The 12,020-nt window shown below is 32.0% G+C and carries 8 protein-coding genes, 2 pseudogenes and 1 riboswitch; of the genes and pseudogenes, 4 read left to right on the top strand and 6 right to left on the bottom strand.

Annotated features, from left to right (window positions below):
* Nucleotides 1-161: 161 nt before the first annotated feature.
* From MKX31_RS27545 to MKX31_RS27535, 3 genes are read right to left on the bottom strand one after another with little or no spacing between them, the layout of a single operon-like run.
* Complete coding sequence (locus MKX31_RS27545; RefSeq protein WP_340981775.1) at nucleotides 162-2,630, bottom strand: ABC transporter permease; 2,469 nt, start codon at nucleotides 2,628-2,630, stop codon at nucleotides 162-164.
* Nucleotides 2,627-3,340 (bottom strand): ABC transporter ATP-binding protein, encoded by a 714-nt coding sequence (locus MKX31_RS27540; RefSeq protein ID WP_340981774.1) that lies wholly within the window; start codon nucleotides 3,338-3,340, stop codon nucleotides 2,627-2,629. The genes MKX31_RS27545 and MKX31_RS27540 overlap by 4 nt, the downstream gene beginning before the upstream one ends.
* A gap of 21 nt (nucleotides 3,341-3,361) precedes the next feature.
* Complete coding sequence (locus tag MKX31_RS27535) at nucleotides 3,362-4,162, bottom strand: lipoprotein BA_5634 family protein (protein ID WP_098102964.1); 801 nt, start codon at nucleotides 4,160-4,162, stop codon at nucleotides 3,362-3,364.
* A 718-nt stretch (nucleotides 4,163-4,880) separates the two neighbouring features.
* On the opposite strand from MKX31_RS27535, the gene MKX31_RS27530 reads away from it, so the two are divergent.
* Together MKX31_RS27530 and MKX31_RS27525 are read left to right on the top strand one after the other, a co-directional pair.
* A complete protein-coding gene (locus MKX31_RS27530; protein ID WP_088047590.1) occupies nucleotides 4,881-5,573 on the top strand; it encodes a response regulator transcription factor in 693 nt (230 codons plus the stop codon).
* 4 nt (nucleotides 5,574-5,577) lie between these two features.
* Complete coding sequence (locus MKX31_RS27525) at nucleotides 5,578-6,810, top strand: HAMP domain-containing sensor histidine kinase (RefSeq protein ID WP_340981773.1); 1,233 nt, start codon at nucleotides 5,578-5,580, stop codon at nucleotides 6,808-6,810.
* 309 nt (nucleotides 6,811-7,119) lie between these two features.
* Here MKX31_RS27525 and MKX31_RS27520 read toward each other — a convergent pair.
* Nucleotides 7,120-7,626, bottom strand: a pseudogene (locus tag MKX31_RS27520) (IS4 family transposase); the annotation flags it as partial.
* 342 nt (nucleotides 7,627-7,968) lie between these two features.
* Nucleotides 7,969-8,076: riboswitch (SAM riboswitch) on the top strand.
* 83 nt (nucleotides 8,077-8,159) lie between these two features.
* On the opposite strand from MKX31_RS27520, the gene mmuP reads away from it, so the two are divergent.
* Nucleotides 8,160-9,569 (top strand): S-methylmethionine permease, encoded by a 1,410-nt coding sequence (gene mmuP / locus MKX31_RS27515; protein WP_088047588.1) that lies wholly within the window; start codon nucleotides 8,160-8,162, stop codon nucleotides 9,567-9,569.
* Complete coding sequence (mmuM, locus tag MKX31_RS27510) at nucleotides 9,544-10,521, top strand: homocysteine S-methyltransferase (protein ID WP_340981772.1); 978 nt, start codon at nucleotides 9,544-9,546, stop codon at nucleotides 10,519-10,521. The genes mmuP and mmuM overlap by 26 nt, the downstream gene beginning before the upstream one ends.
* 738 nt (nucleotides 10,522-11,259) lie before the next feature.
* Here the strand turns inward: mmuM and MKX31_RS27505 are convergent.
* Together MKX31_RS27505 and MKX31_RS27500 are read right to left on the bottom strand one after the other, a co-directional pair.
* Nucleotides 11,260-11,634, bottom strand: a pseudogene (locus tag MKX31_RS27505) (DUF975 family protein); the annotation flags it as partial.
* Between the two features lie 63 nt (nucleotides 11,635-11,697).
* A complete protein-coding gene (locus MKX31_RS27500; RefSeq protein WP_340981771.1) occupies nucleotides 11,698-11,859 on the bottom strand; it encodes an aspartyl-phosphate phosphatase Spo0E family protein in 162 nt (53 codons plus the stop codon).
* Between the last annotated feature and the right edge of the window lie 161 nt (nucleotides 11,860-12,020).

The raw sequence follows: 12,020 nt of genomic DNA, 5'->3' as shown, positions 1-12,020 counted from the left end.
TTAAAACTATCCCTTATCTCAAAAAAGCTTACCAAGAGAAGAAATTACCTTCCCTTGATAAAGCTTTAACTTTGTCTAACCTTCTTTTACAAACCCTTTATATTCCACTCTAAAAATTACAGGCATTGTATTTCACGAACAATATATTGTTATGACTACTGTTATTCTTCTCTAATTACATCAATAACATTATCCTTTTGAATTTTCCGAAGTGGTATTAGTACCGCTACATAACTAATCAACAGTGCAGTTATAAATGTGGTAAAGATAGATTGATAAGGAATAATCAATTCAAAAGACACCATATTCGAAAGCGCTATATAAAGAATATATGAAAGCATACAGCCGAAAAAGATTCCTTGTATACTTCCAAAGAGACCGTACAGGAGCCCTTCATAAGTAATCATCTTTTTTAAATCCTTTTGCGACATACCAATCGATTTTAAAGCAGCTAGTTCTTTTCTTCTCATAATGATGCTGACTGTAATGGTATTTAAAATATTCACACAACCAATCAGTGTAATAACAGCTATAAATCCGTACCCTAATATTTTTATATAAAGTACATTGTCTGTATGAAAATTACTTTGAACAATATTATTTTGTACATCTATAGATGCATCTCCACCCAGTTTCTTTTGTATATCTAAAATTGTAGCATCAGCCTGAGATTGATTCTCTAAATCAATTTCAAAACCTGATAATTTTTGTGGAGATGGTGTAATATATTCAGCTATTTGTTCACTAGTAATAAAAGTTATGGTATCCATCACTCTGCTCATATTAAAAATATCCAATTCTACAATTGCAGCTATTTTTAAAGTTTCCAGTTTTTCTTCATTGTAGGAGATTTCCTCTGTAGATTTTCTTTCCTGCTGACTTGTTATTTGGATTTCATCCCCTACCTGAAAAGTGCTTAGAGAACCTATATATTTTTTACTTGTATTCATATCATTCGTTGCAGCTTGTTTTACTAAAATAACCTCTTTTTCACGATTTAATTTTGAAATATCAATTCTTCCACTAGTTACATTTTCAGCTAGTTTCTTTAAACTATTCTCATCGTATGCTTTTATTTGTGTTTTCATAATTTCTACAGTTTGATTATTATATTTTACTTTTTGATACAGCGATTCATTTCCTTGTAATTCTTTAATTTGTTTATTTTTTGGTACTTTCGTATAAAAATCATTTGCCTGATATTGCTTGTACAGCTTCTCTACATTATTGACTTTATAAATATTTCGACTCATACGATCTATGCTAGGCTTGTCTAAATTTGAATTAAGCGTAACTGATATGTCCGATTTTAGAGCTTGAATTTCCGGTTGTTTACGCTGAATGACAGTATCTATGAGAAACGTAAACGTAATATACAGTACACTACTTATAATAATAGACAAGATTGTAACTGTATATCTATTGGGATTCCTTTGGATATTTTTTAATGCCATACTTAAGGGAAAAGATAGTGGTTTCTTTAACTTTGTTCTCTTTTTTTTCTTTATTTTTTCTTTTTTTATAGCTAATCGGCTACTTACGGCCAGTAACGGTGAAATTCTACCTGCAAAAAAAGCAGGAAAATAGCTTGAAATATAGACAGTTATCAATGTAATTAGAGAACTTACACATATAATTAACCAATCTAATTTAATTGTATATCCCATAGAGTTTTTAAGTACGTTTATCAGTACTTGATTAAGTAAAAAGACTACTAATATACTGCACATAATCCCAAAAAAGATAGCAATAATTGAAAGAAATGTTGCTTCCCTTATCACAATTTTTCTGATTTGTTTTTTTGTAGCTCCTATACTCCTCAATAGCCCAAACTGTTTCATTCGCTCTACTATACTAATTTGAAATGCATTGTAAATAATAACAATCGTAGAAATCACAACAATCCCAATACTAATAGCGGCTGCCATCATTATCTCAACACTAGGCTTTAAGGCTCTCTTTAATCCGTCATTCACTCTTATATTTTCTTTATTCGTTAATAATTTAAATTGATTTTCAACTTCATCAAAGTTTGCGTACTTATGCAATTCAATCAATACGCTACCTTCTCCAACTTTAAACTTATTTTTATATGTCAATAATTGACCTGTTTTATTTTCCTGAGTATTATTAGACTTATTTAGCAAACCAACAAGTTTATATTTTTTATCATGAATAGTAAACATACCGCCTAATTTAAGATTGGGCCCGAAGTAAGGTAGCATCCATTTTTCCAAAACAGCCTCGTTTTCATTTGAAGGTAGCTTACCTTGTACTGGCATACTAGAATTTAACAGCTTTAATGCTTGTTGGTCTGCATACATATAAGAGACAGCTATTTCATCAACATTGAGCGTCTCTCCTGGAGTTATGATGCCATAAGAAGATATATTCGGATTACTTTTTATCATATTGAAAAGCTTTTGATTATAATTTTCAACTGAAATATTTGCGGAACCCATAGAACCTTTTTTGGCATTTTCAATTCCCGAAGTGTATCCGCTATCAAAAAACAATCCAATCGTTGTTATTAGCGCCAATGCTAAAATGATGCCTGTTAATGTTAGCAGAGTACGTTTTATATTACTTCTGAGATATTTTTGACTTAACTGTTTGTAACTACGAATCAATACTCCTCCCCTCCACATTTTGCTTGATTTTGCACTAATTGTTTATCTGAAATAATCATGCCATCTGCAATGGTTATAATTCGATCAGAGTTTGATGCGATAGCAGGGTCATGGGTAATTAAAATCACCGTCTGATTATATTTTTTAGCTGTTACTTTTAATAAATTCAGAACTTCTTTTGTATTTTTTGTATCTAGATTTCCGGTTGGTTCATCTGCTAAGATGATATCGGGTTTATTTATAAGAGATCTACCAATAGATACCCTTTGTTGTTGACCACCCGATAATTCAGAAGGCAAATGATCTCCTCTTTCATTTAACCCTAGAGTTCGTATAATTTCATCCAGGTAATGATCATCTACCTGTTCCTCGTCCAGTAGAGCTGGCAAAGCAATATTTTCTTGTACATTCAAGACAGGTATCAAATTAAAAAACTGAAATATAAAGCCAACTTTTCTTCGGCGAAAAACAGAAAGTTCATTATCTTTATAATTATAGATATTTTCACCACCTATAAACACATTTCCTGAACTCGGACGATCCAACCCTCCTAAAATATGTAATAATGTACTTTTACCAGAACCTGACGCTCCAACTATGGTTACGAATTCTCCCCTATGAATGGAAAGATTAATTCCTATTAACGCCTGTACTCGCGTTTCTCCCTCTCCATATGTTTTTTCTACATTTTCTAATCTAACAACCTCCATACAACTCATCCTTTTCACAGATTAATTTTGAATCTCTACAAAATAGATTTTATCCCTATCGTATTCACTATTCTCGTCTTTCACTTCATACACTTTTGAAATGTTTTCGATCACCTTATTTACCTTGTTTTTATTTTTATAATCAAAATTTTCTTTTGCAAACTGAATTAACGAAAGGTTTACTTCTTTTTCTTTTAATTGTTTATATGTGTCCTCATTAACAATTACTATCGGTGATGAAAAATAGCCAATCCAATTATTTTGTTCAATATGTTGAACAGGTATCATTTGTCCATTTAAATTTAAATTTCCATCCTTAACTTCCTCATCTTCCGCTTTTTTTCTATAAAATAAATTTTTTTCACTCGCTAATTCTTTTATTTCTTTTACCGGGGTTGAAGTTATTGAACTATCTTCTTTAGATAAGGGTGTTCTTACAATTCCTTTTTTCAAGAATTTTTCTGCTGTAGATTTTGTAATAACCGCGTATTGTTTCTTTCTAACAGATGATTTATCAAGTTCTTTGTCCATCTCTTCTTCAGTCATATTTTCTCCTTTTTCTTTCCATTCTTTCTTAATATCTTCTTTCTGTTCGGTAGTGAGTTCTTGTTTTATTATTTCTTTGACCAATTTATAACTATAATCTGCTGTTCGTACGTTTTGATCTTTATACAGATTTTTAACAGCAGATATATTTTCTTTCGTTCCAGATACCATGATACCGTTTACCGGTTGTGAGGGACCATTTATATAACGATTTACAGCAAACCCTATACCTATAAAAATTGCTGTTACTGCTAGAAATCCTATTACCTTTTTCATTTTCTTCCTCCTCATATACTATGTTTAATCTGGGATTAGAACAGTGGTTTTCTTCTTTAAATAAAACAGTGACTAAAATGCTACAAGTCTTAATAAAGAATGATTACCTCCAGTATAGACGTCTTTAATTGCTAATTGAATAACTCTTGTCTTACTATATATACTTTAATCTTACAGTTTAGTAAGATTACTAAATCTAACTTTTTATATACTCGTAACTCTGCTCAAGATATATTTTAAAATTGTACACTTAAATGGCTTTTATACACTTATTTAAGTACACACATACTTTTCAAATTCTCGAAAATCCGCTCCCATTCAGCTCTTATTCTCAATGAGCTGTTTTTTTAATTCATTTACATAATTAATGCGAATCCAATTTTCATTTAACATTTTGTATAAGTTAAGTTAAGTTAACTTAAATAAAACATTACTGATTTTATAAAAACGGACAATTTCAACAAGATTCTATTACAAGGTTTTTCAAAATATAAGCAAGAACATGTATGAATTACGTGAATATTCTGCTTTAAATAATTGTTGTATCTCATTATGTGTTGAAAAGCTGAAAGGCGATTTGGGTATTATGCTTATACTCAGAAAAGCCTCTAAAAGTCCATTTCCATACTAAACTATTTTAAATTAGCCAATCAACGTGTAAAATAACTGTCATAATCTAAAATACTGCCATAATCAAAGACAAATGAGGAGAGATACTGTGGATAGAGTATTATTCGTTGAAGACGATAACGATCTAGGAATGGCTATTGAGTTTACTCTAAAAGGAGAAGGACTTGAGGTTATAAGAGTTTCTACTGTACAAGATGCAAAAGACCAATACGAAAATAATAAATTTGACTTAGCCATATTAGATGTTGGACTCCCAGATGGAAATGGGTATGATTTATGTACCTATCTTAAAAGAAAAGGTGATATACCTATTATTTTTCTCACAGCACTAGATGAGGAGGCAAATGTAGTAATGGGCCTTGAAATTGGTGGAGATGATTATATAACAAAACCCTTCAGGGTAAAAGAGCTATTATCTAGAGTAAAGGTACAATTAAGAAAAAAAATTAAAACAGCTTCTAATACTATATTGAGGTCTGGAAATATACAGCTTGAAGTTGAGGCGGCCAGAGCTTTTAAGCATGAGAAAAGTATAAATTTAACACATTTAGAATACAAACTTTTATTAACGCTAATGCTAAATCCTCATAAAGTGTTACAAAGAAATGAGATATTGAAAAAAATAGTAGATGAAAGTGAAGTGTTTTTCGATGAAAATACTCTTTCTGTTTATGTAAAAAGATTAAGAAGTAAAATTGAGGATACTCCACAAAATCCTAACTGTATAATTACAAAAAGAGGTGTCGGATATTTCTGGAATAAAGACGTCAGTAAGGAGTAATTTAATGATAAATAGAGAAATAAAAATTAATATACTTACATTAGCATTAATCTCTTTTTTATTTATTATATATCAAGTTATCACAGTTCATATTCTATATGACCATTTAAAAAATGATTATATTACTATTTGGAGTGAAATTACCGGAAAACTAATTACACAAAACCCAGAAAATGAATACGAAATAATACAAGCACTTACAAATGATACAGCGAATAAAAAAGATTATTCCAGTGATGGAGAAATGCTATTAAATCAATATGGTCTATCTGCTGAATTGGATTCAAGACTTTTTCCTTATTTAAATAAACATATATCCCAAAACAATATATACATGTTCCTTGGAGCAATAGGGTTCAGTTTCATCCTAATTTTTCTAAATTACTTACAATATAAATCTTTTTTCTTAAAAATTAGAAATGTAACAGCTGCAGCGAATAAAATTATTGAAGGTGATTACACCCTTGATATAAAGGAAAATAGGGAAGGAGATCTAGCAAAACTCGCTAATTCTTTTCATAAACTGAAAAATATTATTAGAAAAAGTATGCATAATTTATTGGAAGAGAAACAATTTTTAATTCAAACTTTACAAGATATTTCTCATCAACTAAAAACACCACTCTCAACACTAACAGTGAACAACGATATCTTATTACAAGGTAAATTAAATGAACAGCAATATCATTTTTTACACAATAATGAAGTTCAAATTTCAAGAATCAGCTTTTTAATACATAATTTATTAAAAGTTTCAAAAATAGATGCTAGGGCAATACTATTTGAAAAAGAAAATTCTGATATTATTGATACAATTTATGAGGTCATTGCTAGTTTGAACAGTAAATTAAATAAAAAAAATATGAACATACATTTAAAAACCAATGAAAAAATATCACTTTTCCATGACAGTATTTGGATGCAAGAAGCTTTATTAAATATTTTAAAGAATTCCATTGAACATTCAAATGATAATAGTTCTATTTATATTGAAGTCACAAACTCTCCTATTCATACTGAAATTATAATTCAAGATTTTGGTGAAGGTATTGCATCAGAAGATTTGCCATATATATTCGATAGATTTTATAAAGCAAAAAATTCTAAAAAAGAAGGATCTATTGGAATTGGCTTAGCACTAGCAAAATCAATTATCGAAGCTCATCACGGATTTATTAAAGTAGAAAGCCAAAAACATTCATTTACAAAATTTACAATTACTTTTATGAAGTATTAATAGTCATTAAATTTTTTAATATCCACACTTTTAAGTATAATTTTCAAAAATTAATTAGCGTTGAAAAAAGAAGAATGACTGTGGAGAGATAAGTTTTTCGTTTTTAGGGTATTATAGGAACTTATCTTGATGGTCATGGGGTCTTGTCACATATCCATCAACTTAAGGATGTGTGACAAGACCCCTAACACTATAAAATTAATTACTATTTTCACGTCTTTCTATAAATGTGATTTGTAGCATACATCTGCCACAATTTAAACCATAACTTTACCCGGAACGTTAAATATAAATAACTATAAATAGACATTGAAAAATAAGAAATTCTCCACTGTGCAGATCATATTCTAATTGTATTTTGGTTCCAGCTGTTTGGGCACACCCTCCTGAGCCTAGATATACATTCTCTAAAGCATTTGGCACTTGAAATACGGTGGCATCTAGGATACGGACTCGTTGAAAATAAGAGAAAAGGTGGTTAGAAATTTGTGTTTGTTCACATATCTTTTGTTCTAACAGTAAAAAAAATATGTTTTAAAAACAAAACTGCTTTAGCATTTAAACGTATATTTAAGCCCTCAGGGCTAAGTAAAGTGCCTGTCGCTGCATGAAGCCTACTACATAATCGAACCAAGGAATCACTGCCACCCGTTGACTAATCCAAATGCAAATAGCAGCTAAGTCTGATCCAGAAAACTTACGTTTTCGCTTTATAAACCCTATTTCTCTTGCAAGTTCTTCTAAGAATACAGGTTTAACATATCGTTGTAATTCTTCTGCAAATGGTAGTAATTCATCTTGAATCGAGAGATTCATAAGAAAACATCATCCTTACTAATTTAGCTTGTTTAGAAAAGATAACGTTTTTTGATATTTGAGGGTATTAAAATCTCCTGAGTTGCTGGTTATATATGGTGACCCCATAGCCAAAGAAATAAGAAGATATTTAGAAGTGCATCAAATTTTGAGGAAGTGCTTGTGAACCGTATCATAAATAAATGAGGTTTTATATGTTCGATTTTTAAATAATACCCAAGAAGGAGTGGGTTGCAGTTATAGTAATACTCTATTTTTTGTATTTCTATAATAGATAATTTTTAAAAAAACAGAATTATCTTGACAGTTATTGAATGGATTGATAAGGTTATAAAAAAATATTTCTTATCCAGAGAGGTGGAGGGACTGGCCTTATGAAACCTCAGCAACAGGTCTGCTTAAGTAGACACTGTGCTAATTCCAGCGGGTGATAATCCTGATAGATGAGAGCTTCCGTTTTTATTTGTCAGTAGCGCCCTCTTTTTTAGAGTGCGTTTTTGTTTTTTCTGGATAGTAACTAAAGGAGAGTAGAAATGGAGAACAAAAATGGGCAAGAATTTCAAAGGAAAATGCAAGCACGTCATTTAGTCATGCTATCACTTGGTGGGGTGATTGGAACGGGCTTATTCTTAAGCTCGGGTTACACTATTCAACAAGCTGGCCCGTTTGGAACAATTCTATCCTATCTGATTGGTGCGCTAGTGGTTTATCTAGTTATGCTATGTTTAGGAGAGCTATCCGTACATATGCCTGAAACGGGCGCATTTCATAGTTATGCAGTTAAATACATTGGACCAGGTACAGGGTATACAGTAGCCTGGTTGTATTGGCTAACTTGGACTGTTGCTTTAGGTTCTGAATTTACAGCCGCAGGATTACTTATGAAGCGATGGTTTCCATCGGTTAATGTTTGGGTATGGAGTGCTCTTTTTGCCATTTTGATCTTTGTATTAAATGTCCTGACTGTTAAATTTTTCGCCGAATCCGAATTTTGGTTTTCATCGATAAAGGTTATAGCTATTGTGATTTTTATTGTTTTAGGAGTAGCGGCAATGCTAGGTTTTCTTCCGATGACTCATTCAAAAGCAGCACCATTCTTTTCTAATTTTACAAGTGGAGGTTTATTTCCTCATGGTGCTACCGCCATTATAATGACCATGCTTGCGGTTAATTTTGCTTTTTCGGGAACAGAATTAATAGGCATTGCAGCTGGAGAAACAGCGAATCCGGAAAAAATGATACCGAAGGCCATTCGAATTACTCTGTGGAGATTGATCATCTTTTTTGTAGGAACGATTGTTGTTTTATCTGCGTTATTGCCTATTTCCGATGCAGGGGTATTAGAGAGCCCTTTTGTTGCAGTTCTAGAACGAATTGGGGTGCCATATTCAGCTGACATAATGAATTTCGTTATCTTAACAGCCATTTTATCTGCAGCAAACTCAGGCCTTTATGCCTCTTCTAGAATGCTTTGGTCGCTTGCTAATAAGAATACGATATCCCCGATTTTTGGAAAAATGACAAAGCAAGGTGTTCCAATCAACGCCGTCATTTTCAGCATGGTGGGTGGAGCTTTGGCTTTGCTCTCAAGTATTGTGGCACCAGATACTGTCTATATCGTACTTGTTTCCATTTCTGGTCTAGCAGTAGTTGTAGTTTGGATGAGTATTAGTGCTTCCCAGTTCCTATTTCGCAGACAATTTTTGAAAGAAGGAAATTCTGAAAAGGACTTGATTTATCGCACACCACTATATCCATTAGTACCAATTGCTTCTTTTATCCTTTGTCTGGCATCGTGTATTGGAATTGCATTCGATCCAACACAGAGAATTGCCTTATATTGCGGCATACCGTTTATTTTGTTTTGCTATGGAAGTTATTATCTAACAAAAAATCTAAAAAAGAGGGACGTAAATTATGTCGAACAAAATCAACCCAATTGATGCTATTTTATCCCAACATTCCATTATGCTTCTTGACGGAGCATTAGCTACAGAATTGGAGGCGCATGGATGTAATTTGGACGATCCCCTTTGGTCGGCACGTGTGTTACTAGAAAATCCGGAACTAATTTATCAGGTTCATTCGGACTATTTTCGTGCTGGAGCGGACTGTGCCATAACAGCAAGCTATCAAGCTACTATTAGTGGTTTTTCCGCGCGTGGAATACAAGAACAGGAAGCTTTGGATTTAATTAAGAAAACGGTGTTACTTGCAAGAAGGGCAAGAGATGATTTTTGGAAGGAAAATACGCAAACGAATAGGCCTAAACCATTGGTTGTTGCATCAGTTGGGCCGTACGGGGCTTACCTTGCAGATGGTTCAGAGTATGTAGGCAACTATGGTGTGACAGATAAAACATTAGCAGACTTTCACCGTTCGAGAATGTCAGCGTTAATCGAAGCAGGTGCAGATCTATTGGCATTTGAAACAATCCCTTCCCTGCAAGAAGCAAGAGTATTAGATAGATTATTGCGTGAGTTTCCAGAAACATATGCGTGGCTTTCCTTTTCGGTAAAAAATGAGAAAGAGATTAGTGAAGGTATGAAACTCGTGGAGTGTGCACGAGCTTTTGAGAAAAGTGAACAAATTGTAGCGATAGGCATCAATTGTGCGCCAGTAACCGTTGTGACTGGTGCAATCCAAGCGTTGAGGGAAAACACCAAAAAACCGATTATTATTTATCCAAACTCTGGTGAAACTTATAATCCAGAAACAAAAACATGGCATGGTCATGAACAATGTAACGCGTTGGATATTCAATCTGAAAAATGGTACCAAGCAGGTGCACGTTTAATAGGTGGATGCTGCAAAACGACCCCTTATCACATTGAGGAGATATCGAACAAGTGGCGTTCTTCCGAGTTTTTCTATTCGAACGAAGCAAAACAGTAATGTAATGGATGATAATCTATCTTTGTGTGTATTTTCATGATTTGGCTTGTTCAGGAATCTACAGTTACGTCTAGTGGCACAAAATGTCTTTTCAGAGACACAAATATGGATGGTAGCCTCGGGAATCCAGTGGACTTTTGGGTACCTTAGGTATGGAAAGGAATCAGGGAAAATAAAAACCGCTAGTTTAATAGATATGGTAGACAACATGCTAAATCTTTTAATGAAGATATAATTGATCCAATTGAAGGTGAAGGGGACCATTTATTCGTAATTAAAGTTAACGAAGAGGTTAATTTAGTTATTCAAAAAATAGTTCAATAACTATATGAAAATTTGTTGTAGTAGTAAATGTGGTCATATTGTTGTAAAATGTGTGATATTATATTCAATCGTATAAATATAGGATTTCATTACTATTGCCTTGACTTTTAATAAAACGAAAGGGTTTATTTGGTATGCGTATTATTAAAAGTATGCTTCTATTTTAGGAATGCTTTACTCCATAAAATGAAAGTACACTTTGTTTCCATTCTTAAGTTGATGGGTATGGGGTGTCGCCACATTGCTATTTCCTCCAACTCGCAACATGTTTGCGGTATCCTTGCTCAAATCATAATAAATATCATATATCTAGCAGCTTAACTCTTTTAATATAATACTTAAAAATGGATATGCTTAATTGCATATCCACTATCAAGATAGTATACACTTCCCTTATACATACTTTCTTCCTATTTATATACTTACCTTCGCTTCTCCAACATCCTGTTTTTTAATTAAATCTAAGTAAAAATGTGTGACAGTTGTGTTGTAATAAGGAGAAATGAAAATAAATGATAGATTAAATGTAAACATTCCGATAAATGCGGCTAATAAAAACCAACCAATAAATGATAACCAAAGAACAAATAACTTTAGCTTTTGTCCTTTCATTATTCTTTTACTTTCTCTCAATGCTTCACTTGCTGTATAATCAGGATTCTCTACTAATATGTAATACGACATGGAATAAGAAAAATATTTAATAATACCTGGAACAATTAATAAGAGACTCCATAAAAAAAGAAAAATAGCTTGCAACAGGCCCAATTTTATTGATCTAAACAAATTTCTTATATAATTAAATTATTCTCTTTATTTATTTTATGTATCTGTTCCTTTTGAACCCTACTATTATAGGGTTCCTTTTTTTATAATCATATATTTATTAATTAATTTATCAATTTCCTGACTTAAATGGAGGACTTTCGTATGATTAAAACCATGTTTATTTACCAGTTCTACTAATTGTAACTTTTTATTTTCTATTAGGTCATTTAACTTCGCCACTAACATAAACTTTTTTCTTTCACACTCCTCCTAAGCAAAATAAAAAGAGCTGCTCCCAGCGCTTGTATAATAAAAATCTTTATTATTTCGATGTAAAATTTTCCATATTTTATTATAAATGAATATACATAAAACCAACAACAATAAATTTAGTGTATTTAGAAATA

This window comes from Bacillus sp. FSL M8-0063 (assembly GCF_038005545.1).
GTDB classification, from domain to species: domain Bacteria; phylum Bacillota; class Bacilli; order Bacillales; family Bacillaceae_G; genus Bacillus_A; species Bacillus_A wiedmannii.
The sequence above is the reverse complement of the archived record's forward strand: the minus strand, read 5'-3'. Positions and strand labels throughout refer to the sequence as shown.